Annotated in this window: 25 protein-coding genes and 1 pseudogene; 14 read left to right on the top strand and 12 right to left on the bottom strand. The window is 73.9% G+C overall.

Going from position 1 to position 24,057, the window contains the following annotated elements; genetic code table 11:
* Positions 1-105 precede the first annotated feature (105 nt).
* Positions 106-975 (top strand): PAC2 family protein, encoded by an 870-nt coding sequence (locus ABUL08_RS06465; RefSeq protein WP_120728099.1) that lies wholly within the window; start codon positions 106-108, stop codon positions 973-975.
* A gap of 57 nt (positions 976-1,032) precedes the next feature.
* Here the strand turns inward: ABUL08_RS06465 and ABUL08_RS06460 are convergent, their stop codons facing one another.
* Complete coding sequence (locus ABUL08_RS06460) at positions 1,033-1,668, bottom strand: FMN-dependent NADH-azoreductase (protein WP_350935451.1); 636 nt, start codon at positions 1,666-1,668, stop codon at positions 1,033-1,035.
* A 92-nt stretch (positions 1,669-1,760) separates the two neighbouring features.
* Between ABUL08_RS06460 and ABUL08_RS06455 the strand changes: the two genes are divergently transcribed.
* Both ABUL08_RS06455 and ABUL08_RS06450 read left to right on the top strand, forming a co-directional pair.
* Complete coding sequence (locus tag ABUL08_RS06455; RefSeq protein ID WP_350935450.1) at positions 1,761-2,141, top strand: winged helix-turn-helix transcriptional regulator; 381 nt, start codon at positions 1,761-1,763, stop codon at positions 2,139-2,141.
* A 99-nt stretch (positions 2,142-2,240) separates the two neighbouring features.
* Positions 2,241-3,032 carry a GntR family transcriptional regulator gene (locus ABUL08_RS06450; protein ID WP_350935448.1) on the top strand — a complete coding sequence of 264 codons (792 nt, stop codon included), beginning with the start codon at positions 2,241-2,243 and terminating at the stop codon, positions 3,030-3,032.
* A 6-nt stretch (positions 3,033-3,038) separates the two neighbouring features.
* On the opposite strand, the gene mshC is transcribed toward ABUL08_RS06450, so the two are convergent.
* From mshC to ABUL08_RS06430, 4 genes are all read right to left on the bottom strand, one after another.
* Positions 3,039-4,277 (bottom strand): cysteine--1-D-myo-inosityl 2-amino-2-deoxy-alpha-D-glucopyranoside ligase, encoded by a 1,239-nt coding sequence (mshC, locus tag ABUL08_RS06445; protein WP_350935446.1) that lies wholly within the window; start codon positions 4,275-4,277, stop codon positions 3,039-3,041.
* Positions 4,278-4,344: 67 nt separating this feature from the next.
* Complete coding sequence (locus tag ABUL08_RS06440) at positions 4,345-5,163, bottom strand: SCO1664 family protein (protein WP_350935445.1); 819 nt, start codon at positions 5,161-5,163, stop codon at positions 4,345-4,347.
* Positions 5,160-5,750: a DUF3090 domain-containing protein gene (locus ABUL08_RS06435; protein WP_350935443.1), complete on the bottom strand. Its 591-nt coding sequence runs from the start codon at positions 5,748-5,750 to the stop codon at positions 5,160-5,162. The genes ABUL08_RS06440 and ABUL08_RS06435 overlap by 4 nt, the downstream gene beginning before the upstream one ends.
* A gap of 112 nt (positions 5,751-5,862) precedes the next feature.
* Positions 5,863-6,576 carry a histidine phosphatase family protein gene (locus ABUL08_RS06430; protein WP_350935441.1) on the bottom strand — a complete coding sequence of 238 codons (714 nt, stop codon included), beginning with the start codon at positions 6,574-6,576 and terminating at the stop codon, positions 5,863-5,865.
* 823 nt (positions 6,577-7,399) lie between these two features.
* Between ABUL08_RS06430 and ABUL08_RS06425 the strand changes: the two genes are divergently transcribed.
* Positions 7,400-7,990, top strand: coding sequence for a hypothetical protein (locus ABUL08_RS06425; protein WP_350935440.1), 591 nt, complete (start codon positions 7,400-7,402; stop codon positions 7,988-7,990).
* 81 nt (positions 7,991-8,071) lie between these two features.
* Here ABUL08_RS06425 and ABUL08_RS06420 read toward each other — a convergent pair whose 3' ends face one another.
* Entirely contained in the window at positions 8,072-8,908 is an 837-nt protein-coding gene (locus tag ABUL08_RS06420) for an undecaprenyl-diphosphate phosphatase (protein WP_350935438.1), read from the bottom strand.
* On the bottom strand, positions 8,905-9,957 hold the full coding sequence (locus ABUL08_RS06415; protein WP_350935436.1) for an LLM class F420-dependent oxidoreductase: 1,053 nt from the start codon (positions 9,955-9,957) through the stop codon (positions 8,905-8,907). The genes ABUL08_RS06420 and ABUL08_RS06415 overlap by 4 nt, the downstream gene beginning before the upstream one ends.
* A 167-nt stretch (positions 9,958-10,124) precedes the next feature.
* Here ABUL08_RS06415 and ABUL08_RS06410 point away from each other — a divergent pair, with 167 nt between their 5' ends.
* Both ABUL08_RS06410 and ABUL08_RS06405 read left to right on the top strand, forming a co-directional pair.
* Entirely contained in the window at positions 10,125-11,096 is a 972-nt protein-coding gene (locus ABUL08_RS06410; RefSeq protein ID WP_350935434.1) for an aldo/keto reductase, read from the top strand.
* A 76-nt stretch (positions 11,097-11,172) separates the two neighbouring features.
* Complete coding sequence (locus ABUL08_RS06405) at positions 11,173-11,364, top strand: DUF5703 family protein (RefSeq protein WP_212836622.1); 192 nt, start codon at positions 11,173-11,175, stop codon at positions 11,362-11,364.
* An 81-nt stretch (positions 11,365-11,445) separates the two neighbouring features.
* Here ABUL08_RS06405 and ABUL08_RS06400 read toward each other — a convergent pair whose 3' ends face one another.
* Together ABUL08_RS06400 and ABUL08_RS06395 are read right to left on the bottom strand one after the other, a co-directional pair.
* The gene (locus ABUL08_RS06400; protein ID WP_350935432.1) at positions 11,446-12,096 is read right to left on the bottom strand and encodes a hypothetical protein; all 651 of its coding nucleotides are present in this window, start codon (positions 12,094-12,096) and stop codon (positions 11,446-11,448) included.
* A 60-nt stretch (positions 12,097-12,156) separates the two neighbouring features.
* Complete coding sequence (locus ABUL08_RS06395) at positions 12,157-13,485, bottom strand: M20/M25/M40 family metallo-hydrolase (protein WP_350935430.1); 1,329 nt, start codon at positions 13,483-13,485, stop codon at positions 12,157-12,159.
* 197 nt (positions 13,486-13,682) lie between these two features.
* Between ABUL08_RS06395 and ABUL08_RS06390 the strand changes: the two genes are divergently transcribed.
* From ABUL08_RS06390 to ABUL08_RS06380, 3 genes are all read left to right on the top strand, one after another.
* On the top strand, positions 13,683-14,300 hold the full coding sequence (locus ABUL08_RS06390) for a hemerythrin domain-containing protein (RefSeq protein WP_350935428.1): 618 nt from the start codon (positions 13,683-13,685) through the stop codon (positions 14,298-14,300).
* 109 nt (positions 14,301-14,409) lie between these two features.
* Positions 14,410-15,405, top strand: coding sequence for a LysR family transcriptional regulator (locus ABUL08_RS06385; RefSeq protein ID WP_350935427.1), 996 nt, complete (start codon positions 14,410-14,412; stop codon positions 15,403-15,405).
* 19 nt (positions 15,406-15,424) lie between these two features.
* Entirely contained in the window at positions 15,425-15,658 is a 234-nt protein-coding gene (locus ABUL08_RS06380; protein WP_350935425.1) for a hypothetical protein, read from the top strand.
* A gap of 50 nt (positions 15,659-15,708) precedes the next feature.
* On the opposite strand, the gene ABUL08_RS06375 is transcribed toward ABUL08_RS06380, so the two are convergent.
* Genes ABUL08_RS06375 through ABUL08_RS06365 form a run of 3 tightly spaced genes read right to left on the bottom strand, consistent with a single transcriptional unit; the run spans position 15,709 to position 18,796 of the window.
* Entirely contained in the window at positions 15,709-16,059 is a 351-nt protein-coding gene (locus ABUL08_RS06375; RefSeq protein WP_350935423.1) for a DUF3140 domain-containing protein, read from the bottom strand.
* Positions 16,059-16,226 (bottom strand): hypothetical protein, encoded by a 168-nt coding sequence (locus tag ABUL08_RS06370; protein WP_242800732.1) that lies wholly within the window; start codon positions 16,224-16,226, stop codon positions 16,059-16,061. The genes ABUL08_RS06375 and ABUL08_RS06370 overlap by 1 nt, the downstream gene beginning before the upstream one ends.
* A gap of 14 nt (positions 16,227-16,240) precedes the next feature.
* The gene (locus ABUL08_RS06365; protein ID WP_350935421.1) at positions 16,241-18,796 is read right to left on the bottom strand and encodes an ATP-dependent Clp protease ATP-binding subunit; all 2,556 of its coding nucleotides are present in this window, start codon (positions 18,794-18,796) and stop codon (positions 16,241-16,243) included.
* A gap of 120 nt (positions 18,797-18,916) precedes the next feature.
* On the opposite strand from ABUL08_RS06365, the gene ABUL08_RS06360 reads away from it, so the two are divergent.
* The 5 genes and pseudogenes from ABUL08_RS06360 (at position 18,917) to ABUL08_RS06340 (ending at position 24,020) form a co-directional block, all read left to right on the top strand.
* Positions 18,917-19,312 carry a hypothetical protein gene (locus ABUL08_RS06360; protein ID WP_350935419.1) on the top strand — a complete coding sequence of 132 codons (396 nt, stop codon included), beginning with the start codon at positions 18,917-18,919 and terminating at the stop codon, positions 19,310-19,312.
* 223 nt (positions 19,313-19,535) lie between these two features.
* Positions 19,536-19,796 (top strand): hypothetical protein, encoded by a 261-nt coding sequence (locus ABUL08_RS06355; RefSeq protein ID WP_074473389.1) that lies wholly within the window; start codon positions 19,536-19,538, stop codon positions 19,794-19,796.
* A 9-nt stretch (positions 19,797-19,805) separates the two neighbouring features.
* A pseudogene (locus tag ABUL08_RS06350) lies at positions 19,806-20,648 on the top strand (hypothetical protein); the annotation flags it as partial.
* A gap of 37 nt (positions 20,649-20,685) precedes the next feature.
* Positions 20,686-23,358 carry an FtsK/SpoIIIE domain-containing protein gene (locus ABUL08_RS06345; RefSeq protein WP_350935417.1) on the top strand — a complete coding sequence of 891 codons (2,673 nt, stop codon included), beginning with the start codon at positions 20,686-20,688 and terminating at the stop codon, positions 23,356-23,358.
* Positions 23,355-24,020: a hypothetical protein gene (locus ABUL08_RS06340; protein WP_350935415.1), complete on the top strand. Its 666-nt coding sequence runs from the start codon at positions 23,355-23,357 to the stop codon at positions 24,018-24,020. Before ABUL08_RS06345 ends, ABUL08_RS06340 begins: the two co-directional genes overlap by 4 nt.
* Positions 24,021-24,057 lie beyond the last annotated feature (37 nt).

Genomic DNA, 24,057 nt, shown 5'->3' with positions numbered 1-24,057 from the left:
TAGGCTGACGGACGTGAAGGACATCAGGGACGCCACCGTGCACGGCGGGCGGACGACCGGGCCCCGGCCCGGTGCCGTCCCCGACGAGCAGGGTGAGGTGACGGCGTGACGGAGTTCGACGGGCTGCCGGTGCTGCGGTCCCCGGTGGCCATCGCGGCCTTCGAGGGCTGGAACGACGCCGCGGACGCCTCCACCGCCGCCGTGGAGCACCTGGAGCAGGTCTGGCAGTCCCGGCAGGTGACCGAACTGGACCCGGAGGACTTCTACGACTTCCAGGTGAGCCGCCCCACCATCACCATGGCCGACGGCGAGACCCGCCGGGTCGAGTGGCCCACCACCCGGTTCATGGTGGCCAGTCCGGAGGGCACCGAACGGGACGTGGTGCTGATCCGCGGCATCGAGCCGAGCATGCGCTGGCGGACCTTCTGCGAGCAGGTCCTGGAGATCTGCCACAGCCTGGAGGTCGAGCGGGTGGTGCTGCTCGGTGCGCTGCTGGCCGACGTGCCGTACACCCGGCCGCTGCCGATCAGCGGCAGCGCGTCGGACGCGGAGGCCGCCCAGCGCTACCAGCTCACCCCCACCCGCTACGACGGGCCGACCGGCATCGTGGGCGTGCTGCACGACGCCTGCACCCGGGCCGAGGTCGACGCGGTGTCGTTCTGGGTGCACGTGCCGCACTACGCCAACAACCCGCCCTGCCCCAAGGCGACCCTCGCGCTGCTGCACCGCGTCGAGGAGGTGCTCGACCTGCCGGTGCCGATGGCCGACCTGGCCGAGGAGGCCGCCGAGTGGGAGCAGCGGGTGCGCAGCGCCGCCGAGCAGGACGCCGAGCTGGGCGAGTACGTGCGCGAGCTGGAGGAGCGGGTCGGTGACGCCGGGATCACCCCGTTGACCGGTGACGAGATCGCCCAGGAGTTCGAGAAGTACCTGCGCCGTCGGGGCGGTTCGGCCGGCCCCACCGCCGGCTCCTGGTGAGTCGGCCCGCACGACGGCGCCGGCGGGGCTGACCCACCGGCGCCGTCGCGGAGCTGCTCAGGCGGCGACCGGGACGAGCCCGTCGACCGCGCCGATGAGCTGCTCCTCGTGGCCGTTGCCGCCGAAGAGCAGCCCGCTGCCGTCGACGAAGCGGACGTCGGTGATGCCGAGGAAGCCGAGGAACTGCCGGATGAACGCCGAGGCGTGATCGGCCTCGGAGCCGAGCCGCACACCGTTGCTGGTCAGCGCGACGTAGGCGGTCCGTACCCGGGTGACCAGGCCCGTCGGCCCCTCCGGTGAGTAGCTGAACGTGACGCCGGCCCGGGCGACCTGGTCGAAGTACGCCTTGAGCGTGGCGGGCACCGAGAAGTTGTAGATCGGCACGCCGATCACCAGGTAGTCCGCGCTGAGCAGCTCGGCGACCAGGTGGTCGGAGGTGGAGAGCGCCTGCGCCTGGCCGGGGGTCCGGTCGGCCGGCGGGGTGAAGCTCGCCGCGATGGTGGTCTCGGTGAGGAACGGCACGCCCTGGGCGACGTCCCGGTTCACCACCACCGCGTCGGGGTGCCGCCGCCCGAGCGCCTCGGTGAGCCGGCCGGTGAGCCGACGACTGAGTGAGTCGCCGTACCGCCCGCTGCTGTCGACGCGCAGGATCCGGACCGGCGCGGAGTCGTGATCAGAACCGTTGTGGGACACGGGTGAGCCCTTTCGACATCGCCGGCGGCCGACCCGCTGGCACTTACGAAAGGTAAGCGCTTACGAAAGGTGAGTCAAGGTATGCTGTCCCGGTGACGTCCGAGGTCACGCCCGACGCGGCCGGCTACTGCCCCTACGTCCAGCACGCCATGGAGATGCTGGGACGGCGCTGGACCGCGTCCGTGCTCCGGGTGCTGCTGGCCCGCCCCGACCTGCGCTTCGGCGAGATCCGCTGCGCCGTACCGGGCCTGTCGGACCGGCTGCTCACCGAGCGGCTGGGCGAACTCGAACGCGAGGGCGTGATCCATCGCTCCGACGACGGCGGCGGTCACGTCACCTACCGCCCCACCGCCAAGGGCGAGGCGCTGCGCCCGCTCTTCGGCGAGGTGCAGAACTGGGCCGACCGGTGGCGAACGGGCGACCTCGGCCCCCGCCCCGGCCGACTCGACACCTGCCGCCGCCCGCCCTGCTGAGGGTCTCCTCGTCTTGAAGGCCGGTACCGGCGTGTCCGGGGTGGCGCCGTCACACCCGCTAGGGCATCCTAGGAACCTAGCTGCCATGAGGAGGCGGGCATGCAGATCAACCCGGGGGCGGCCGAGTTCCCGCACCGGCAGATCGCCGCGCAGCTCAAGGCCCAGGTCCGCCGCGGCGACTGGGCACCCGGCGAGCGGCTGCCGTCCATCCCGGCCATCGCCGAGATGTTCGGCGTCGCGAAACAGACCGTGCAGCGCGCCGTCGACCAGCTGCGGGTCGAGGGCATCCTGATCACCAAACCCGGCTCCGGTACGTACGTCCGGGGCACCCGGCGGCGGCTCAACCGGCTCGCCCGCGGCCGGTACGGCGGCTTCCGCGGCTACCACACCGACCTGGCCGCCCGGTACCGGCAGCAGCTCGTCTCCGTCGGCCGCTCCCCCGCCCCGCCCGAGGTCGCCGACGCGTTCGGGGTGCCCGACGGCACCGACCTGCTCTGCCGGCGGCACCTGGTCCGCACCGACGATTCACCCGTCGAGGTCGGCGCCTCCTGGTTCCTGCCCGCCGACACCGCCGGCACCTCGCTGGAACGCGCCGAGGCGTTCGGCCGCCCGCTCTACCAGGAGGCCGAGGAGGCCACCGGCCGCCGGTACGTCACCGCCACCGACACGATCAGCGCCCGGCAGCCCAGCCGGGAGGAGGCGGAGATCCTGCAGATCCGCCCCGATACCCCGGTGCTGCACCTGCTGCACGTCGCGTACGACGCGCACCGCAAGCCGATCGAGGTCGCGCAGGCCACCTGGCCCGGCCCGATGACCACCCTGACCGAGGAGTACCAGATCCCCGCCCCGGCGGCCGACCCCGACCCGGACCCCGGCCTCGTCCTCGGCTGAGCCGCCCTACAGGCGGATGCCCAGGAGCGCGTCGACGGTGTCGGCGAAGAGCTCCGGGGCGTACGCGTCGTCGGCGACGCCGGCGAGGGTCTGCTCGACCCACGCGTCGGCCACCGCCAGGGCGCCCGGGGTGTCCAGGTCGTCGGCGAGGCAGGCGCGTACCCCGGCCAGCAGGTCGGCCCCGGACGGCCCGGCGGGGGCCGCGGCGGCGCGACGCCAGCGGGCCAGCCGCTCCTGCGCGGCGGTGAGCAACTCGTCGGTCCACGAGCGGTCGGCGCGGTAGTGGCCGCTGATCAGGGCCAACCGGACCGCCATCGGGTCCACCTGGTCGGCGCGCAGCCGGGAGACGAAGACCAGGTTGCCCTTGGACTTGGACATCTTCTCGCCGTCCAGGCCGATCATGCCGGCGTGCACGTAGTGGTCGGCGAAGGGCGCGACGCCGGTCAGCCGCTCGGCGTGCGCGGCGGAACACTCGTGGTGCGGGAAGAGCAGGTCGTTGCCGCCGCCCTGGACGTCGATCCGGTCACCCAGCAGGTTCAGCGCGATGACCGCGCACTCGATGTGCCAGCCCGGCCGGCCGGCGCCCAGCTCCCCACCGGGCCAGGACGGCTCGCCCTCGCGCGCGCCGCGCCACAGCAGCGGGTCCAGCGGGTCCCGCTTGCCGGCCCGGTCCGGGTCGCCGCCGCGCTCCGGGAAGATCTCCAGCATCTCCTGCCGGGACAGGTTCGACTCGTAGCCGAACCGGGGCGCGGCGCTGACGTCGAAGTAGACGTCACCGGTGCCGTCGTCGAGGCGGTACGCGGCGCCGTCCTTGAGCAGCACGAGGACCTTCTCGGCGATGTCCGGGATGGACTCGACCGCCCCCACGTAGTGCGCCGGCGGGATGATCCGCAGCGCCTCCATGTCCTCCCGGAACAGCGCGGTCTCCCGCATGGCCAGGACCTTCCAGTCCTCGCCGTCGCGGGCCGCGCGCTCCAGCAGCGGGTCGTCGATGTCGGTGACGTTCTGCACGTACCGCACGGTCAGGCCCGCGTCCCGCCACATCCGCTGCACCAGGTCAAAAGTGATCATGGTGGCGGCGTGACCGAGGTGGGTGGCGTCATACGGGGTGATCCCGCAGACGTACATCGAGGCGGTGCCGTCGGGCCGGCTGGCCTGCGGGCCCTGGCGCGCCGAGTCGTACAGGTTCAGTGTCGTGCCGTCGCCCGGCAGCCGCGGCACCTCGTGTCCCACCCAAGACTCCATGAAAGCCAGCCTAACGATCCGTCAGGCGGCCGGGAGCCGGCCCTGCGGTGATCAACACGACAGCGGCTCAGATGGGCGGCCAGGGCATCGCCGGCCAGTCCTCGGGCGGTTGCGGGAAGCGACGGGTCCGACGCAGCCGGTCGATCCGCTCGGCCACCGCGGCGACCTCACCGATCGTCAGGTGCTCGGCCAGCTCCTCGCCGAGGCCACCCGCGACCTGCCCGGCCAGCGCGTCCAGCGCCTCCAGCGCGTCCGGCGGCAACTCCCGGCCGGCCCAGCCCCAGAGCACGGTGCGCAGCTTCTCCTCGACGTGGAAACACACGCCGTGGTCCACGCCGTAGATCCGGTCGTCCGGCCCGATCAGCACGTGGCCGCCCTTGCGGTCGGCGTTGTTGAGCACCGCGTCGAGGACCGCGAGCCGGGCCAGCCGCGGATCGTCGGCGTGCGCCAGGGCGTACGCCGACCCGTCGTCGTCGCGGGCCGCGGCGACCGGGAACCAGCGCGGCGGCAGCGCGTCCGCCGGCACGAACCCGACCAGCGGCTCCGCCTCCTCCGGCTCGTCGATCCAGAGCTGGCACGAGCCGGGCCCGAACGGGCCGTCCCGCAGCACGGTCGGCGGCACCAGGTCCCACCCGGTGGCCCGGGAGACCAGGTACGCGGAGACCTCCCGACCGGCGAGCGTGCCGTCCGGGAAGTCCCACAGCGGCCGCTCTCCGCGCACCGGCTTGTAGACGCACCGGGCCGTCATGCCGTCCAGGGTGAGGATGCCGCGCAGGGTGGTGTTGGAGGCGTCGACCAGCCGCCCCTCCAGATCGAGCTCACCCTCGGTGAGCAGCCGCAGCGTCTCGGCACCGTCCTGGCGGGGCTGGAGTTCGGACGACGTCACCGGTGGTAACCGTTGTGCCGCGGGCAGAGGTGCCCGGCGGGATCCAGCGGCTGGCCGCAGAGCGGGCAGGGCGGGCGGCCCGCGTTGACCACCCGGCGGGCGCGCTCGATGAACTCGCGCGTCGCCTCGGGGGTCAGCCGCACCCGCAGCCGGTCGAGGTCCTCGTCCGGCTCCTCCGGCTCGGTGTCCTCGTCGTCTTCCTCGTCGTCCTCGGCGCCGCCGAGCTCGACCTCGACCTCCGCCTCACCCACGGCGATCGCCTCGATCACCACGGTGGCGGTGTCCACGTCGAAGGCCAGGCCCAGCGTCCCGACCCGGAACTCCTCGTCGACCGGGGTGTCCAGCGGGTCGTTGTCGCCGACGACCGGCACCGCCTCCGGCAGGTCCACGCCGAACCGGCGCTGCGCCTCGGAGAGCAGTTCCTCCAGCTTCTCGGCGAGCAGGGACACCTGGACCTTCTCCAGCGCGACGCTGACCAGCCGGCCACCGCCCCGCGCCTGAAGGAAGAACGTGCGCTCCCCCGGCGGGCCGACGGTCCCGGCGACGAACCGCTCCGGCGGTTCGAAGGCGTGCACCTGGTGGGTCATACCCACGACCCTATCCGGCGGGTGGAACAGTCGCGCACCGCACCGAGGCCGGTTCCGCCGAAGGCGAAACACCGGCGGCCGCGCCGCGCCGTCCCGGGCGTGGCGACGCCGCTCACCCGGCCGCCCCCGCGCCACCACCCACCGCCGCGTCCGAGTCGGCCGCCCGGCTCGCCCGCCGGCGCCGCTTGCGCGGCGGCGGCACCAGCGCGGCCAGGTCACCGCCGGTGTCGTTGAGCCGCATCAGGAACGGTCGCATCGGCGTGTAGCGGATCGCCGTCACCGACGCCGGGTCCGCCACGATCCGCTGGAAGAGATCCAGGTGTACGCCGAGCGCGTCCGCCACGATGGCCTTGATCACATCGCCGTGGCTGCACGCCAGCCAGACCGCCTCGGGCCCGTGCTCGGCGGTGATCCGGGCGTCCCAGGAACGCACCGCCGCCACCGCCCGCGCCGCCATCCCGGCCATCGACTCACCGTCCGGGAAGACCGCCGCGCTGGGATGCTGCTGGACCACCGGCCAGAGCGGCTCCTTGGCGAGCTTCTTCAGCGGCTGCCCCTCCCAGCTGCCGTACCCGCACTCGATCAGCCCCTCCTCCACCACCGGCTCGGCCTGCGGCAGGGCCAGCTCCAGGGTCTGCCGGCAGCGGATCAGCGGGCTGGTCACCACGGCGGCCAGGGGCAGCCCGCGCAGCCGCTCACCGACCGCCGAGGCCTGCGCGCGACCGGTGTCGTCCAGCTCGACCGGTTGGCGGCCGGCCAGCCCGCCGTCGGCGTTCGCGGTGGTCCGGCCGTGTCGCAGAAGCAGAAGGGTTGCCACGCTGACCACCCTAGGGCCTGCCGGTCCGGAGGGGGTGGGCGGTCGCGGGCCGTGCCGGCTCCGCGCCCGGTCCTCTCTCCTCGGGTACGCGGGTGTGACGCCCCACGCCCCACGCCCCACGCCCCACGCCCCACGCCAAGATCGTGCTCGATCCAGGAAGTAGTGGGGTCGAAATGCGTCCGATGCCACTCGATTCAGAATCGAGCGCGATCTTGCGTGGCGGACTGGAGACGGTGGAGGCGCAGTGGACTGCGGATGGGAGCGGGGGCACTGGGGGCAGGACTGCGGGTACGCCGGCTGGCGGTGCGCCCCCGTGCGCCCGATTCATAGCGATTCGGGGCTGAGCAGCGCGCCGGGCACGACGGTCTCCCGTCGCCGCTGACCGGATGGGTGGTTTCCTCTGTACGGTGACGAAAATCCGGGCCTGACCCATTGATGTAATCAAGTTCGTAGCGTCCGTGCCGCCCGCCCGGCCCCAGCCCGTGCGCCGGTGGATCGGGAAAGGATGTTCGGCGGTGCGCCGGGTGTCCGGTTCCGGGTGTGACCCGGGGCATCGTCAGGCCGGAATCGTGGCGGGGCCGCGGTCGTTACACCCACCGTACGACCGAGTACCACCGCCGAACATCGGCCTGGTGGACGTGGCCCGGCCCCTGGAATGCAGGTGGCCGGTCGGTCGTTACACATGGTCCCGGCGCCGCGAAGAGGCCCCCTGCCCCGCGAGCCCAAGCCGGTCGAAGACTTTCCCCCTTGTGCGTGTATGAGCGCCTGACGGTGCTTGCGTTCCCCCGTCCCCCCGGCGGGGAGCGCCGACCCCCGAATGGAGCTACCCCTCATGAGCACGATCTTCCGTAAGAGCGTTCTCGGTATTGCTGGTCTGGCTTTCACCGGTGGTGTGTTCGCCGGTCCGATCGCCGCCCACGCCGACACCCCGGTCACCAGCGCCAAGCCCGTCGCGGTCGCGGTGCAGGCCGACAAGCCCGACACGGGCAAGTTGATCCCGCACGGTGTGCAGGGCAAGCAGTCGAAGATCGACCTGAACGACGAGCAGGTGTCGAACGCCAAGGCGATCATCGCCGCCACCAAGAAGGCCGGCCTGCCCGAGCGGGCCGCGGTCATCTCGATCGCCACCAGCCTGCAGGAGTCGAAGCTGGAGAACCTCGGCCACCTCGGCGACAAGAACGACCACGACTCGCTGGGCCTGTTCCAGCAGCGCCCGTCCAGTGGTTGGGGCACGCCGGAGCAGATCACCGACCCCGAGTACGCGACCCTGGCGTTTGAGAAGGGTCTGAAGCAGGTCGACGGGTGGCAGGACATGCCGCTGACCGAGGCCGCCCAGACCGTGCAGGTGTCGGCCTACCCGGACGCGTACGCGCAGTGGGAGCAGCAGGCCGCCGACCTCGTCGCCACCCACTGGAACAGCTGATCGAAGCAGTAACGCCGCTGGCCGGCACCCCGCATCACGGGGTGCCGGCCAGCGGCATGAGGACGGCTCGGAGGGGTCCGGTCAGGTGGCGCTGATCGTGCCGGTGAGGAGCAGGCAGAGGACCAGGGTGCCCAGCGCCACCCGGTAGAGCACGAAGAGGTACAGGGTGTGGTGGGCGACGTACCGCAGCAGCCAGGCGATGGCCGCGTACCCGATGGCGAAGGCGATCAGGGTGGCGACGACCATCTGCGCGACGCTCGGTGCCGCCGTGCCCGGCTCGGCGGGCTGGAAGACGTCGCCGAGGCTGAACACACCCGACAGCACCACGGCGGGGATGGCCAGCAGGAACGAGTACCGGGCCGCCGTCTCCCGGGTGAGGTTGAGCAGCAGACCGAAGGTCAGCGTGCCGCCGGAGCGGGAGACGCCGGGGATCAGCGCCATCGCCTGGGCGAAGCCCATGATGATGCCGTCGCGCATCCGGAAGTTCTCCAGCGTGCGGGTCTGTCGCCCCCAGTACTCGGCGAAGGCCAGCACCAGCGCGAAGAAGATCAGCGTGAAGGAGATCAGGTAGAGGTTCCGCGCGCCCTCGCGGATGGTGTCCTTGAACAGCAGACCGAGGACACCGATCGGGATGGTGCCGACGATGACGTACCAGCCCATCCGGTAGTCCAGGCTGCTGCGGACCGAGCGGTCCCGCAGGCCGAGGAACCAGGTGCGGACGATGCGCCAGATGTCCTTGAAGAAGTAGATCAGCACGGCGGCCTCGGTGCCGAGCTGGGTGACGGCGGTGAACGACGCGCCCGCGTCCCGGCCGAAGAAGATGGCCGAGGTGATTCGCAGGTGACCCGACGAGGAGACGGGCAGGAATTCCGTGAGCCCCTGGACGATGCCCAGGACGATGGCCTCGACCCAGGTCACTCGCCGACTCCGGAGAGGTCCAGGGCCTCGGCGACGGTACGCAGGGTCTGCACACCGCTGTCCCGGTCCGCCACGAAGAGGGTCACCGAGAGAGTGGTGACGCCGGCGGCGGCGTACTCCCGCATCCGCTCGGCGATGCGCTCCTTCGGTCCGAGCAGCGAGGTGCGGTCGATGAACTCCATCGGGATCGCGGCGGCTGCGTCGCGCTGCCGCTTGGCCAGGTAGAGGTCCTGCACCTCGCGCGCGGCGTCGCCGTAGCCCATCCGGGTGGCGAGCTGGTTGTAGAAGTTCTGCTGCCGACTGCCCATGCCGCCGACGTAGAGGGCGGCGTACCAGCGGACCAGCTCGGCGCAGGTGGCGATGTCGTCGCCGACCACGACGGGAACGGACGGCACCACGTCGAAGCCGGCCAGTTCCTTGCCGGCCTTCGCCCGGCCGGCGCGCACCGAGGCGAGCTGCTCGTCGGCGAACTCGGGGGCGTAGAAGACGGCCAGCCAGCCGTCGGCGATCTCACCGGCGAGTTCGAGGTTCTTGGGGCCGACGGCGGCGAGGTAGATCGGGATGTGCTCGCGCGGCGGGTGGAACCCGAGCCGCAGGGCCTTGCCGGGGCCGTCGGGCAGCGGCAGGGTGTAGTGCTCGCCGTCGTACGCGACCTCCTTGCGGGCGATCGCCAGCTTGACGATGTCGACGTACTCCCGGGTGCGCGCGAGGGGCTTGGCGAACCGGACACCGTGCCAGCCCTCGGAGACCTGCGGGCCGGAGACCCCGAGGCCGAGCCGGAACCGGCCGCCGGAAAGGGCGTCGATGGTGGCGGCGGTCATCGCGGTCATCGCCGGGGTGCGGGCGGGGATCTGCATCACCGCGCTGCCCACGTCGATGCGTTCGGTCTGGCCGGCCATCCAGGCCAGCATGCTGGGCGAGTCGGAGCCGTAGGCCTCCGCCGCCCACACCACCGAGTAGCCGAGCCGGTCCGCCTCCTGGGCAAGAGCCAGGTGGTCGGCCGGCGTGCTCCACGCCGTCTGGTATCCGAGGCTGAGCCCGAGTCGCACTGGTCCTCCCACCGTCCGCACCACAGGTCGCATCAGGTTACGCAATGCGGGTGCAGCGGCGGACCACCGGCTCACCTCGAACGCGTCACACCCGACCGGCAGGTCGGGCAGGAAGTTGACTGCGGGCGAGGATATCCGTGACGCCGGGTTCGAAATAAGGTTCACCCATGCAACAGCGACCGCTCGGCCGAAGCGGGCTGGCGGTTTCGCGGCTCGCGCTCGGCACCATGACGTGGGGCCGGGACACCGACGCCGATGACGCGGCCGCCCAACTCAAGAGTTACCTGGACGCCGGGGGCAACCTCGTGGACACCGCCGACGTGTACGCCGACGGCGACGCGGAGTCGGTGATCGGCTCGCTGCTGGGCGGCCTGGTCCCCCGCGACGAGCTGCTCATCGCCACCAAGGCGGGGCTGCGGCCGGGCAGCGGGCGGCGGCGGGACGGCTCGCGGGGTCACCTGTTGCGCACCCTGGACGCCTCGCTGCGGCGCCTCGGCACCGACCACGTCGACCTGTGGCAGGTGCACGGTTACGACCCGGACACCCCGCTGGAGGAGACCCTCTCCGCCCTGGACCACGCGGTGACCAGCGGGCGCGCCCGGTACGTGGGGGTGTCGAACTTCGCCGGCTGGCAGACCGCCCGGGCCGCCGCCTGGCAGGCGGCCTGGCCGGGCCGGGCCCCGGTGGTCGCCGCCCAGGTGGAGTACTCGCTGCTGGAGCGGGGCGTGGAGCGGGAGGTGCTGCCGGCCTGCGAGGCGTTGGGGCTGGGTGTGCTGCCCTGGTCGCCGTTGGGTCGGGGGGTGCTCACCGGGAAGTACCGGCACGGCCGGCCGGCGGACTCGCGGGCCGCCTCGCCGCACTTCGAGCGGTTCGTCGCGACGTACCTGGAGCCGCGCTGCTCCAGCATCGTGGAGGCGGTGGCCACCGCGGCGGGTGGGCTGGGGGTGTCGCCGCTGGAGGTGGCGCTGGCCTGGATCCGGGACCGGCCCGGGGTGACCGCCCCGATCCTCGGCGCCCGCACCGTCGGGCAGCTCCTCGGCGCGCTCCAGGTGGAGCGGGTGACGCTGCCGGACGAGATCGTCACCGCGCTGGACGACGTCTCGGCGGTGCCGGTGGGCTATCCGGAGCGCGACGGCTGAGGCCGGTCGGCGGGACGGGACGCGGATCACGGTCAGGGGGTGGCGAACCACGCCCGGGCTGGGCAGCATGGATCGCATGGACTACGAATACGCGCCGCTGCGGCTGCCCTCGAACGTCGACCGGCTGACCGCCGCGGCGCAGCTGGCGATCCAGGCGGAGTTCTCCGGATGGGAGTTGGCCCGGGTGCGGCTGTACCGGGACGGCACGCGGCAGGTCATGCTGCGCCGGCGCCTGGTGAACCAGCCGCAGCCGGGTCTGTCGTACTGAGCGCGGCGCGAGCCGTACCCGGGTGGACGCCGACGCCCCCGGGGCCCGGACCGCACGGTCGGGCCCCGGGGGCGTCACGGCCTAGTGGGCGTGGTCGTGCTCCTCGTCCAGCTCCAGGAACGGGTGCTCGTCGAGGCGGCCCACCAGCCGGTCGTCGGCGGCGGGCTGGAACGGGCCCACCGGGTCGTCGTCGTCGAACGACTCCAGGTCGACCGGGGTGCCGACCTCGCTGACCATGACCACCCCGTCGAGCGGCTCCAGCTCCGGCACGTCGAGCGCGCTCAGCGAGCCGTCGCCGCTCTGCAGCAGCTCGAGCACGGCCTCGCCTACCCCCTCGACGGGTGCCGGCTCGTCCTCCTCCGGGGTGCCCTCGCGGCGGGCCGCCTCGGCCACCCGCAGCAGGGCGGCCACGCTCGGCACCCGGTAGTCGCGGCGCTGCCGCACCGAGATGACCCGCGGATGCGGGTCGGTCGCCTCGACGCCCTCGCCGCCGAAGCGCTCGTCGGCCTCGTCGGGGTCGATCGACTCGACATCCCAGGGGGTCACCTCGCCGAAGGCGTCGAGCAGCTGCTCGTCGTAGGCGAAGGAGGCGTTGTTCAGGGCGACGTACGCCTGCCAGACGTTGTCGTCGTCGATCCGGCCCTGGGCGGCGCGAACGGCGGCCAGGTGGGCACGGGCCGTGTCGATCACCCGCTCGAGGGCGGCGTCCAGCTCACCGTGCTGGTCGGTCATGTGAGGCAGTCCCTTCGCGATGGGGGAGGATCCGCGCCGGCGGTGACGCCGTGGACACGGTTAGCAACTGCGGAGAAACCGGTCGAGAACCCGCACGCCGAACTGTAGCCCGTCCACCGGGACCCGCTCGTCGATGCCATGGAAGAGCCCGGAGAAATTGAGGTCGGCGGGCAGCCGCAGCGGCGCGAACCCGAAGCAGCGGATGCCGAGCTGGGAGAACGCCTTGGCGTCCGTGCCGCCGGAGAGCATGTAGGGAACCGGGCGGGCGCCCGGGTCCTCGGCGCGCAGCGCGGCCGACATCGCCTCGACCAGGTCGCCGTCGAAGGTGGTCTCCAGGGCCGGCTGACGCTGGATGTACTCGATGTCGATGTCCGGGCCGACCAGCTCGCGCAGCTGCGCCTCCAGCATCTCGGACTGGCCGGGCAGGCTGCGGCAGTCGATGGTGGCGGTGGCCCGGCCGGGGATCACGTTGTCCTTGTAGCCGGCGGCCAGCCGGGTCGGGTTGGCGGTGCTGCGGATCGTCGCGCCGATGATATTGGCGATCGGGCCGAGCTTGGCGATGGCGGTCTCCGGGTCGTCCGGGTCGATCTCGATGCCGAGCACGTCGGAGACCTCCTCCAGGAAGGCCCGCACGGTGTCGGTCACGGTCACCGGGAAGCGGTGCCGGCCGATCCGGGCGACCGCCTCGGCGAGCGCGGTCACCGCGTTGTCGTCGTGCAGGAACGACCCGTGCCCGGGCCGGCCCTTGGCGTGCAGCCGCAGCCAGTCGATGCCCTTCTCGGCGGTCTCGATCAGATAGAGCCGAGACGACTCGTTGATCGAGTAGGAGAAGCCGCCCACCTCGCCGATCGCCTCGGTGCAGCCGTCGAAGAGGCCCCGGTGCCGCTGGGCCAGGAAGTGCGCGCCGTAGTCGCTGCCGGCCTCCTCGTCGGCGGTGAAGGCGAGCACGACGTCGCGCTCCGGACGGACCCCGGTGCGCTGCCAGCCGCGGACCACGGCGAGCACCATCGCGTCGAAGTCCTTCATGTCGATCGCGCCGCGACCCCACAGGTAACCGTCGCGGATCTCCCCGGAGAACGGGTGGACCGACCACTCGTCGGGGTCGGCGGGGACCACGTCGAGGTGGCCGTGCACCAGCAGCGCGTCGCGGCCCGGGTCGGTGCCGGGGATGCGGGCGACCAGGTTGGCCCGGCCGGGCGCCGACTCGTGCAACTCGGCGTCGATGCCGACCTCGGCCAGCTTCTCCGCGACGTACTCCGCGGCGCGCCGTTCGCCGACGCTGGTGTCGTTGTCGCCGGTGTTGGTGGTGTCGATCCGCAGCAGGTCGCGGCAGAGGTCGACGACCTCGTCGACGGGGTCGGGTCGGGCGGAAGCGGCGTCGCTCGTCATGGGCCCTTCATACCAGCCCAGGGGGTCCGGTGGCGTGCCCCGTCCGGCTCGTGCCGTTGTCGCCCGGGCGGGTGGGGGTGCCGTCCGTCGATGGAGCACCGCGTTTCGCCGCACGAGCATCCGGGTACCGCCGCTGCGTCCCCACACCGCCCGCCGGGCCGCCGGGTTCCGCCGGCCACCAGTCGAGGAGGGCACCAATGACCGTCCCCCTGCCCCCGCTGCCGCCCACCGCCGACGACACCTACCGTCCCGGCGGCCGGAGCCTGGCCGACATCGTGGACCGGGAGCACCGGCAGCTGTGCGAGCTGGCCGACCGGGTCACCGACGCGGACCTCACGCCGCAGCGGCGACGCGAGGTGCTGGACGTGCTGACCGCGGCGGTGTCCCGGCACCTGTCCGCGGAGGAGCAGTACCTCTTCCCCGCCGTCCGGGCGGCGGTGCCGGAGAGCGCCGAGCTGGTCGACCGGGAGATCGAGGCGGACGCCGCGCTGCTGACCGCCCTGAAGGGACTCTCCGGCGCGGACGACCCGACGCTGGTCGAGGTGGCCGAGCGGGTCCGCCGGCACGTCAGCCGGCTCACCGCGCTGGTCGGCCCGCTGCGCGAGGTGGCCACCGACGCGGAGCTGATCCGGCTGGGCAACCGGTGGCAGATCGCCGAGGAGGCGGCCCCGACCCGGCCGCACCCGGGCACGCCGGCCACGCCGCCCTGGAACAAGATCGTCGAGCCGGCGGTGGGCGTGGTCGACAAGCTGCGTGACGCGGTGACCGGCCGGCGGACCCAACTGTCCGACCTGGAGCGGCGACCGAAGTCCTGACCCGGGCACGCACCGGCGGTGGCCGGCGGCCCGGACCGGGGTACGCATCGGGGAAGGCCGATGCCGTCCGGGCCTTCCGTCGACCGCTGCGTGGCCCTACGGTCACCGTATGAATCTGGAGCTGCGACACCTGCGGGTGGTCTGCGCGATCGCGGAGACGGGGAGCGTGACCAAGGCGGCGTCCACGCTCGGCCTGGCCCAGCCGGCCCTGACCGCCCAGCTCCAGCGGATCGAGCGGACCCTGGGCGGGCCGTTGTTCGAACGGGACCGGCGCGGGGCGCGGCCGACCGCGCTCGGCGAGCTGGTGCTGGCCCGGGCCCGGGTGCTGCTGCCGGCGATGAAGGGCCTGCAGGACGAGGCCGCCCGGCTGGCCGGGTCCGACGACGCGCTGGGCCGGTACCGGTTCGGCGGGGTGAACAGTCCCATCCTCGGGCGGCTGGTGCACCGGCTCGCCGCCGAGCAGCCGCAGGTGCAGATCACCACGTACGCCTCCTGGTCGGTCGACGAGCTGTCCCAGCTGGTGGCCGGCGGTCGGCTCGACTTCGCGCTCACCGGTGTCTGCGGCGACTCCCGCCCCTCGGCCGAGTTCGGGCTGAGCTGGCGGGAGGTCGCCGTGGAACCGGTCCTGGTGCTGCTGCCGCAGACCCACCCGATGGCCGACCGGGACGAGGTGCGCCTGGTGGACCTGCGCCGGGAGCAGTGGGTCGCGGCGCCGGGTGACGGCTGCTTCGGCGACTGCTTCGCCGCCGCCTGCGCCCGCGCCGGCTTCACCCCCCGCAAGGTCTACGAGACGGACGTGCGCGGCGGTCTGGACCTGGTCGACGCCGGCGAGGCGGTGGCGCTCTGCCAGGCCACCTTCCGCCCGGTCAGCGGCCTGGTCACCCGGCGGCTGGCCGGTACGCCGCTGCGCTGGCGGCTGCTGCTCGGCTGGCACCCGGACGCCCCGGCCGCCCGGGTCGCCGAGACGGTGCTGGAGACGGCGCTGGCCGCGTACACCGATTCGCTGGCCGCCCACCCGGACTACCTGGCCTGGCTGCTGCGGCACCCGGGCTTCGGCATCCCGCCGTCCCGGTCCGGACCCGGTGGCGGGGTGCGAACCGCCTGACGGTGGGTACCTGTCCCCCATGACCGATCCCCAGCCCGTCGACCAGCGGGAACTGCTGCGTCAGGCGGCCGCCGCGCACACCGCCGCGTCCCAGGACGTCGAGACGTTCCTGCGCCGGCTGCCGGAGGTGCCGGACGCGGCCGACATCACCGAGTACGCCACCCTGCTCAGCCGGGAGGAGCGGGCCCGCGGCGACCGGCAGGACGCGGCCGACGCCGCCGGCCTGCAACTGCCCAGCATGGAATCCGAGTAGGGCGCACGGAGACGGCACCCGGGGCGGAACCCCGGGTGCCGTCCGCGTGGTCAGCGTTCGACGAGGACGTCGTGCCCGAGGTCGAGCAGGGAGTGCCGCCACTCGTCGTCGGCGTTGCCCCGCTTCGGCTTCGACTCGACCAGGGACTGGATGCGGTCGACGGCCTCCCGCATCACCTCGATGTCCTCCGGGGTCAGGTCGACCTTCCGCTTGCTCAGCACGTGCAGGATCTGCCGCCCCGGCTCGGGCAGGTTCAGGTCCGGGTCGGGGCCGAACGCCTCCTCGCCCGACCCCCGGGTGAGCAGCCACTGCCGCAGCTGCTCGGAGGGGACGTTGACCTGGGCGTGGAAGTCGTCCCAGATCACCTCGACCTCGGGATCCAGCCGCTTCTCGCGTACCATCACGCCTCCTGTTCGGCCGGCGGCCCGGACGGCGTCGGGTCGCCCTCGTCGGTCTGCTGCTTCAGCCCCTCCGGCGGCACCTTGACCCGGGACGGGTTCGCCGTCGGTGGCGCGACGATCGGTTCGCTGCGCTCGGTGTCCTCCCGGGTCTCCTCCGGTTCGGTCATGCCGGCCCTCCGGTTCATCGCGGGTGGGACGTGGTGGCCGCGGCACGGCCGTGGTCACCGGCGGTGACGTCGACGGCGAGCTGTCCGTCCCGGGCGTCGACGACGGCCTTCTGACCGGGTGAGATCTGGTTCTCCAGCAGCATCCGGGAGAGCCGGTTGTCGACCTCCCGCTGGATGACCCGGCGCAGCGGCCGGGCGCCGAACTCCGGCTGGTAGCCGTGCTCGGCGAGCCAGTCGATGCCGGCGGTGGTGAACTCGACCTGGATGTCCTGCGCGTGCAGCCGGCGGCGGGTCTCCTCCAGCAGCAGCTCGGTGATCTGGCGCAGCTGCTCGGCCTCCAGCCGGCGGAAGATGATCGTCTCGTCGATCCGGTTGAGGAACTCCGGCCGGAAGGTCTCCTGGAGCCGGCGGTTGAGCCGTTCGCGCAGCTCCTCGTTCTCCCGTTCGGTGCCGGGCTCGCCGGCGCCGAAGCCCACCGCGCGCTGGGTGCCGGTGATCAGCTCCGCGCCCAGGTTGCTCGTCATGATCAGTACGGTGTTCCGGAAGTTGACCGTCCGGCCCTGGCTGTCGGTGAGCCGCCCCTCGTCCAGCACCTGGAGCAGGATGTTGAAGACGTCCGGGTGCGCCTTCTCGATCTCGTCCAGCAGCACCACCGCGTACGGGCGGCGGCGGACCGCCTCGGTGAGCTGGCCGGCCTCCTCGTAGCCGACGTATCCGGGCGGGGCGCCGACGAGCCGGCTGACGGTGTGCCGCTCCTGGAACTCGCTCATGTCGACCCGGACCATCCGGTCCGCCTCGCCGAAGAGCGCCTCCGCGAGGGCGCGGGCCAGCTCGGTCTTGCCGACGCCGGTGGGGCCGAGGAAGAGGAAGCTGCCCATCGGCCGGTCCGGGTCGGCCAGCCCGGTACGCGAGCGGCGGACCGCCTCGGCGACCGCGCTGACCGCGTCCTCCTGGCCGACCACCTTCTCGTGCAGGTGCCCCTCCAGCCGCAGCAGCCGGTCCCGTTCCTCCTCGGTGAGCTGACTGATCGGGATGCCGGTGGCCCGGGAGACCACCTCGGCGATCTCCTGCGGCCCGACCGAGGGCACCTGGGAGGTGTCGGGTCCCTCGCCCTGGGCGCGGCGGATCTGCTCCTCCAGCTCGCCGAGGCGGTCGCGCAGCGCGGAGGCCCGCTCGTACTGCTCGTCGGCGACGGCCTGTTCCTTGTCCCGGCGTACGTCGTCGAGCTGCTGTTCCAGCTCCCGCACGTCCGAGGCGGGGGTGCGGGTACGCAGCCTGACCCGGGCGCCGGCCTGGTCGATCAGGTCGATGGCCTTGTCGGGCAGGAACCGGTCGGTGACGTACCGGTCGGAGAGTTCCGCCGCGGCGACGAGCGCCTCGTCGGTGAAGCGGACCTGGTGGTGGGCCTCGTAGCGGTCACGCAGGCCGCGCAGGATGGTGACGGTGTCCTCGACGGTCGGCTCGGGGACCAGCACCGGCTGGAACCGGCGGGCCAGCGCGGCGTCCTTCTCGATGCTGCGCCGGTACTCGTCCAGCGTGGTCGCGCCGATCACCCGCAGCTCGCCGCGGGCCAGGGCCGGCTTGAGCATGTTGGACGCGTCCATCCCGCCCTCGCTGCCGGCGCCGCCCGCGCCGACCAGGGTGTGGATCTCGTCCAGGAAGATGATCAGCTCCTCCCGGTGCGCCCGGATCTCGTCGATCACCTTCTTCAGCCGTTCCTCGAAGTCGCCCCGGTAGCGGGTGCCGGCGACCAGACCCGCCAGGTCGAGCTGGATCACCCGCTTGCCGAGCAGGGTCTGCGGCACGTCGCCGTCGCAGATCCGCTCGGCGAGCCCCTCCACGATGGCGGTCTTGCCGACGCCCGCCTCGCCGATCAACACCGGGTTGTTCTTGGTCCGCCGGGACAGGATCTCGACGGCCTGCTCGATCTCGTCGGCGCGGCCGATGACCGGGTCGATCTGGTCCATCCGGGCCAGGTCGGTCAGGTCCTGGCCGTACTGGTCGAGGGTGGGGGTGCCGCGGTCCGGCTTGGGACCGGGCATCGGGCCCCGCTCGGCGCTGGCCGCCTGGAGCGACTCGGGCTGGATCCGCCCCGCGGCAAGCATCCGGCCGGCCGGCGACTCCGGGTTGAGCGGCAGCGCCATCAGGATGTGCTCGGGGCCGATGTAGTTCGCCCCCATCGCCCGGGACAGCTGGTGGGCGTCGAGCAGCGCCCGCTTGGCCGCCGGGGTGAGCGACAGGTTGGGCGGCACCTCGCCGCAGGGCGCCCCGTCGCCGCGCCCGCCGAGCGCGTTGAGCAGGGTGTCCGGGTCGGCGCCGGCCCGGCGTACCAGGTCGCGCAGCTGCTCGCGTTGCAGCGCCGCCCAGAGCAGGTGGTCGGTGTCCAGGTCGTTGCTGTGCTTCTGGGCGGCCCGGCGGGCCGCGTCGGCCAGCATCTCCCGGGCGTCGGCGGTCATCAGGCGGGTGATGTCGACCCGGTGCGCCGGCCGCCGTCCCCCCTCGCCCCGGCCGAAGTACCGGGCCAGGAATTCGTCCCACGGGTCCGAGCCGAAGTCACCAGGTCCCATCATCTCTGTCCTCCGCAGTCGGGCGCGGCACGGTCGCCGGAGCGACACCGCGGGCGCGGCACGGTCGGCGGTGGCTACCCGGCGGTCGGCGCGACAAACTCCCCCGGGTGGCAGGCTGGGGGCATGGAGAGCGGACCACTGCTGATCGTCGACGGCGCCAACGTGGTGGGTTCCCGCCCGGACGGCTGGTGGCGGGACCGGGCGGGGGCCGCGGCCCGGCTGCGGGACGCGCTGCTGCCGGTCGCGGAGCGCGGGGTGCCGCCGGAGCTGGACCCGCCGGTGGAGGTGGTCCTGGTGCTGGAGGGGGCGGCCCGGGACGTGCCGGGCGTACCGGGGGTGCGGGTGGTCGCCGCGCCCGGTTCGGGCGACGACACGATGGTGGAGCTGGTCGCGGCGGCGCCGGAGCGCCGCCGGCTGGTGGTCACCGCCGACCGGGAGCTGCGGGCCCGGGTCGGCGCGCTGGGCGCCGAGGTGTACGGCCCCCGCTGGCTGCGCCGGGAGCCCGGCGGCCGGGGCTGACCCACCGGGCCGGCGCCACCGGTTCCGCACAGCGGGACGCACGGGTGACTCGCCGGCGGGACCGGACGGAGCGCCGACGGGACTGCGTCGGTTCGGGCCGGCGGGCCTTCGCGCACGTCAGGGGCGGAATCGGACAGTGGGGCAGGAACACCGCGAGGGCGGATGTTCGCTCACCCGGTGGGATGGGTTGTAATGGAGATCTCCCCGCCCCCAGGAGGTCCCCGTGGCGAGCGTCGCCGAGCTGAAGGCAGCCATCGATGTCGCCCTCCAGCAGATAGGTGACGGGCAGTCAGCCGTGCAGGCGGCCGGCGAGAAGCTGGCCGAGGCGCAGCAGACCCTGGCCGGCGCGTTGGAGGGCAGCGGCCACGAGACGGTGGAGGCGGCCCAGGCCTCGCTGACCCAGGCCAGCCAGGAGCTGGAGGAGTGTCTGGCCGCGACACTGGTCGCGGTCGAGCAGGCGCAGCTCTACGTCTCGACGCTGTAGGCACAGGCCGTGTCCATCGTCGAGGACATCGGGGCGCAGGTGCGCGCCGCCGCCGAGGAGCTGCCGCTCGCCCCGCTCGCGCTGGCGCTGGAGAAGTTCGGCCAGGCCGCCGAGCGGCTGCGCTGGGTGCGGCAGGAGTCGGCGAACCCGATGGGCGTGCCGGAGCTCTCCGCCGCCACCGAGCACGCCGAGACCGCCGGGTACGCGCTGCGGGTCGCCCAGGAGCAGCTCGCCGGCTATCTGGCGGCGATCGGGCTGGCCGCCGACGGCGCGCCCGCGCCGAGGTCGCCGGAGCGCCGGCCGAAGCACGACGCGCCCCGTGACGCCGCGCCGGAGCCGGCGGGGCCGCCGCCCGAGTCGGGCGCGGATCCGACGATGCGGCGCTGGTGGGCGGTGCGGGTCGCGGAGCTGACCGGCGGGCGGGAGGGGCCGCCGGACGAGCCGGACGAGCGGGTGCCCGACGCGCGGGACCTGCTGCGTCGGGTGGTCACCGGGGTGCGCTCGGGCGACCGGGACCGGCTGCACCGGGAGCTGCGCCGGGCGCACGCGGACGTCGGCCTGGGGCTGGCCGCGGTCGCCCCGCCGCTGCTGCGCGACCTGGCCGGGGAGCTGCTCGGGCATCCGCCCCGGGCCGACGACCTGGGCCGGCTGCGCCGGGAGCTGGACGGCCGGGTGCGGGACCTGCTGCCGGGGCTGCCGCCGCCGGTGCTGGAGGGCCTGCTGACCCGGGTGTGCCGGATGCCCCCGCCGCGCCGCTCCGGCGACCAGGAGCAGCCGCACGCGGCCGATCCGGCGGTCACCGCCGGGGTGCTCACGGGCGTGCTGCTGGCGCGGCTGGGTCGGGACCTGCCGCCGGAGACCACCGAACGGGACACCGGCCGGGAGAACCATGGCTGACGTACGCACCCAGCTCGTGACCCGGGTTCGGGGAATGCTCTCCGAGGCGCTGGGCGCCACCCGGAACCGGCTGGCCACGGCCGGCGCGGAGCTGACCGCCGGGGAGGAGCGGCTGGCGCGGGTGCGCCGCGCCGCGGCCGCCGTACCCGAGCGGGTGGGTGCCGCCCGGGACCGCCGGCTGGCCGAGATCGACGCCCGGCACACCGCGCGGATCGCGGAGCTGGCCCGGCGGGCGGCGGTGGCGGCGGAGCGGGAGGCACCCGGCGCGGCGTCGGCGCCGTGGTCGCGGTGGCGGCCCACGCCCGCCGGGCGGGCCGAGCCGCCCGGCGCGGTGCGGGTGGGCACGGTCCGGATCGCCGGCGCGGAACCGGTGCCGGCGCTGGTGCCGCTGCTGGACGCCGGGCACGTGCACCTGGCCGGCGACGACACCGACGGCATCGCCGCGGTGGTGCCCGCGCTGCTGCTGCGCTCCGTCGGCCGCGCCGACCCCGGCACCGTCCGGCTCTTCGGGTACGACCCCGAGCACCTCGGCGGCGGCCTGGCCGGGTTCGCCCCGCTGGGCACCGCCGGACTGCTCACCTTCGTGGGCCCCGGCGGACTGGGCCGGCTGCTGGACGACCTGGTGGAGCAGATCCGCCGGATCAACGAGACGGTGCTGGCCGGCGAGCACGGCTCGCTGCGCGAGCTGGCGACGGCGACCGGCCGGCGACCGGAGCCGTGGCGGGTGGCGGTGCTGCTCGGCGGTGACGAGCTGAACCGGCACGAACGCGGCCAGCTGGACCGGGTGGTCCGCACCGGCGCGGCCTGCGGGGTGCACCTGGTGGTGCGCGGCATCGACCTGCCCGACCACCCGACGGTGACCCGGGTGGTGGTGCAACCCGACGGCGCCCGAATCGCCGGGCTACCGGTCACCCTGGACGCCGCGCCCCCGGCCACCATGGTCACCGAGACCTGCCGGGAGGTCGCGTCGCGGGTCAACGCCGGTCCCCCACCGGCCCCGTTCAGCGACCTGCTGCCGCCACCGGACCGGTTCTGGCAGGAGGACTCGGCGCACGGCCTGACCGCCCCGATCGGGGAGGGCCCGCACGGCCGGCCGGTGCTGCTGACCCTCGGCGACTATCCGCCGCACGCGCTGATCGGCGGCCCGTCCGGCACCGGCAAGACCAACCTGATCTTCGCCTGGATCGGCGCGTTGGCGTCCCGCTACTCCCCCACCGAGCTGGAGTTCTATCTGCTGGACTTCAAGGAGGGGGTGTCCTTCGCCCGGTTCGCGAAGGGCCGGCGGGACCCGAGCTGGCTGCCGCACATGCGGCTGGTCGGCATCAACGTCAACACCGACCGGGAGTTCGGGCTGGCGCTGCTGCGCTTCCTCGCCGAGGAGCTGCGCCGCCGGGCGGACGCCGCGAAGAAGCACGAGGTCACCAAGCTGGCCGAGCTGCGGGCGGTCGACCCGACCGGGCACTGGCCCCGGATCGTCGCGGTGGTCGACGAGTTCCAGGCGCTGCTGGCCGGCCGGGACGTGGTCGCCCGGGAGGCCGCCGACCTGCTGGAGGACCTGGCCCGGCGGGGCCGGTCGCAGGGCATCCACCTGGTGCTGGCCTCGCAGGACGTACGCGGCATCGAGGCGCTGTGGGGGCGGCCGGCGCTGGTCGCCCAGTTCACCCTGCGGATCGCGCTGCCGAAGGCGCTGCGCATCCTGGCCGAACGCAACGACGCCGCGCAGTCGCTCCCCCGGCACCACGCGGTGGTCAACGCCGAGTCCGGGCTGGCCGAGGGGAACGAGGTGGCCCGGATCCCGTCCGCCAGCGACTGGGAGAGTTGGAGCGAGTTGCAGCACCGGCTGTGGCGGATGCGCCCCGCCGACGCCGCCCCGGCCCGGCTCTTCGACGGCGACGCGATCCCGCGGCTGGCCGACGCCCCGGACTTCCGGGCCCTCTCCGCGCCGGAGCAGGGGGTGCCGCGCAGCCCGGTGGCGCTGCTCGGGGAGATCATCGACGTGCAGGCCCGGTCGGCGGCGCTGCGGCTGCCCCGCGCCCCCGGGCGGAACCTGGCGGTGCTGGGCACCCGGGTCGACGAGGCCTGCGCGGTGCTGGACGCCGCCGCCCGCTCCCTGGCCCGCCAGCACCGCCCCGGCACGGCCCGGTTCTCCATCGCCTGCCTCGACCCGGACGCCGACCCGGCCGCCCGCGAGCTGTACGAGGACCTCGCCGACGACGCCGCCTGGTACGACGAGGACAGCGTGTCGGAGCTGATGGCCGAGGTGGGCGACTCGCTGGGCGCGCCGGGTGCCGCGAACACGCCGCACTACCTGCTGCTCTACGCGGTCGACGCGGCGGCTGGTCAACTCGCCGGGCGAGCCGGGCGGCGGACCGGGCTGGAGCAGCTGCGGCGGATCCTGCACGACGGGCCGGAACGGCGTACGCACGTGCTGGCGTGGTGGCGGGGCGTGGCCCGGATGCGGGTGGACCTGGGCGGGCCGGCGGCCCGTACCGACCAGATCGGGGCGTGGGTGGCGCTGGACGTGCAGGGCGGCGAGCTGGGCTCCTCGCTCTATCCGGGCAGCGGTGGCCCGGACTGGTATCCCCGGCCGTGGCGGGGTCTCTACTTCGACCGGGCGGTGCACCGCACCGGACAGGTGATCATCCCTTATGGTCCGTCCCGATGAACGAACCGGTCACCAGTGACACGTACGCCGCCCAGCTGCGTCGGCTCGCCGAGCTGACCGCCCGGGTGGCCACCCAGCGCGCCGAGGCGCACGACTGGTACGCGCAGCAGTGCGCCGCCGCCGAGCGGGCCGTCGCCGAGGCCACCGAGGAGGTACGCCGCGCGGAGGCGGCGGTGGTCGAGGCGCGGGAGCTGGTCGAGCGGGTCGACGCCGAGGCGACCCACCTGTGGCAGCAGCTGCGGCTGCGGCTCGGTGGGGGCGGCCGGCGGCTGGGTGACCCGCCGGGGCCGGCGCGGGACGCCGAGGGTGACCCGGTGCCGCTGCTGCGCGGGGTGCGGGAGCTGCTGGACCGGACCCGTCAGCCGGGTGAGCTGCCCGGCTCGGTGAACCCGCTGCTGGCGTTCTGCGGCATCGGCGGTTCGGTGGCCGCGTACGCCCTCGGGGCGGGGGCCCGGGCGGTCGGCGCGGGCAGCGGCGGCGACCTGGCGGTGGGCATGCCGGTGCTGGCGCTGGTGGTGACGCTGGTCGGTCCGCTGCTCGGATTGGCGCCGGCCCGGCTGCTGGCGGACCGCCGGCACGCGGTGCTGGGCCCGCGTCCGATCATCGTGGTGCTGGTCGCGGGCCTGCTGACCACCATCGCCCTGCTCGTGCTGACCCGCTGAGCACGACCGGTCGGCGACCCGGGACGGGGTCGCCGAC

It is taken from the genome of Micromonospora sp. CCTCC AA 2012012 (assembly GCF_040499845.1).
Taxonomy (GTDB): Bacteria; Actinomycetota; Actinomycetes; order Mycobacteriales; family Micromonosporaceae; genus Micromonospora; species Micromonospora mangrovi.
Note: the sequence above shows the minus strand (reverse complement) of the source record. Positions and strands in the feature narration are given on the sequence as shown.

Coding starts and splice junctions, on each gene's coding strand:
- ABUL08_RS06450 (WP_350935448.1), top strand. CDS start 2,241: ATGCAGATCAACCCGGGGGCGGCCGAGTTCCCGCACCGGCAGATCGCC.
- mshC (WP_350935446.1), bottom strand. CDS start 4,277: ATGGAGTCTTGGGTGGGACACGAGGTGCCGCGGCTGCCGGGCGACGGC.
- ABUL08_RS06435 (WP_350935443.1), bottom strand. CDS start 5,750: ATGACCCACCAGGTGCACGCCTTCGAACCGCCGGAGCGGTTCGTCGCC.
- ABUL08_RS06425 (WP_350935440.1), top strand. CDS start 7,400: ATGAGCACGATCTTCCGTAAGAGCGTTCTCGGTATTGCTGGTCTGGCT.
- ABUL08_RS06410 (WP_350935434.1), top strand. CDS start 10,125: ATGCAACAGCGACCGCTCGGCCGAAGCGGGCTGGCGGTTTCGCGGCTC.
- ABUL08_RS06405 (WP_212836622.1), top strand. CDS start 11,173: ATGGACTACGAATACGCGCCGCTGCGGCTGCCCTCGAACGTCGACCGG.
- ABUL08_RS06400 (WP_350935432.1), bottom strand. CDS start 12,096: ATGACCGACCAGCACGGTGAGCTGGACGCCGCCCTCGAGCGGGTGATC.
- ABUL08_RS06395 (WP_350935430.1), bottom strand. CDS start 13,485: ATGACGAGCGACGCCGCTTCCGCCCGACCCGACCCCGTCGACGAGGTC.
- ABUL08_RS06390 (WP_350935428.1), top strand. CDS start 13,683: ATGACCGTCCCCCTGCCCCCGCTGCCGCCCACCGCCGACGACACCTAC.
- ABUL08_RS06385 (WP_350935427.1), top strand. CDS start 14,410: ATGAATCTGGAGCTGCGACACCTGCGGGTGGTCTGCGCGATCGCGGAG.
- ABUL08_RS06380 (WP_350935425.1), top strand. CDS start 15,425: ATGACCGATCCCCAGCCCGTCGACCAGCGGGAACTGCTGCGTCAGGCG.
- ABUL08_RS06375 (WP_350935423.1), bottom strand. CDS start 16,059: ATGGTACGCGAGAAGCGGCTGGATCCCGAGGTCGAGGTGATCTGGGAC.
- ABUL08_RS06370 (WP_242800732.1), bottom strand. CDS start 16,226: ATGACCGAACCGGAGGAGACCCGGGAGGACACCGAGCGCAGCGAACCG.
- ABUL08_RS06365 (WP_350935421.1), bottom strand. CDS start 18,796: ATGATGGGACCTGGTGACTTCGGCTCGGACCCGTGGGACGAATTCCTG.
- ABUL08_RS06360 (WP_350935419.1), top strand. CDS start 18,917: ATGGAGAGCGGACCACTGCTGATCGTCGACGGCGCCAACGTGGTGGGT.
- ABUL08_RS06345 (WP_350935417.1), top strand. CDS start 20,686: ATGGCTGACGTACGCACCCAGCTCGTGACCCGGGTTCGGGGAATGCTC.
- ABUL08_RS06340 (WP_350935415.1), top strand. CDS start 23,355: ATGAACGAACCGGTCACCAGTGACACGTACGCCGCCCAGCTGCGTCGG.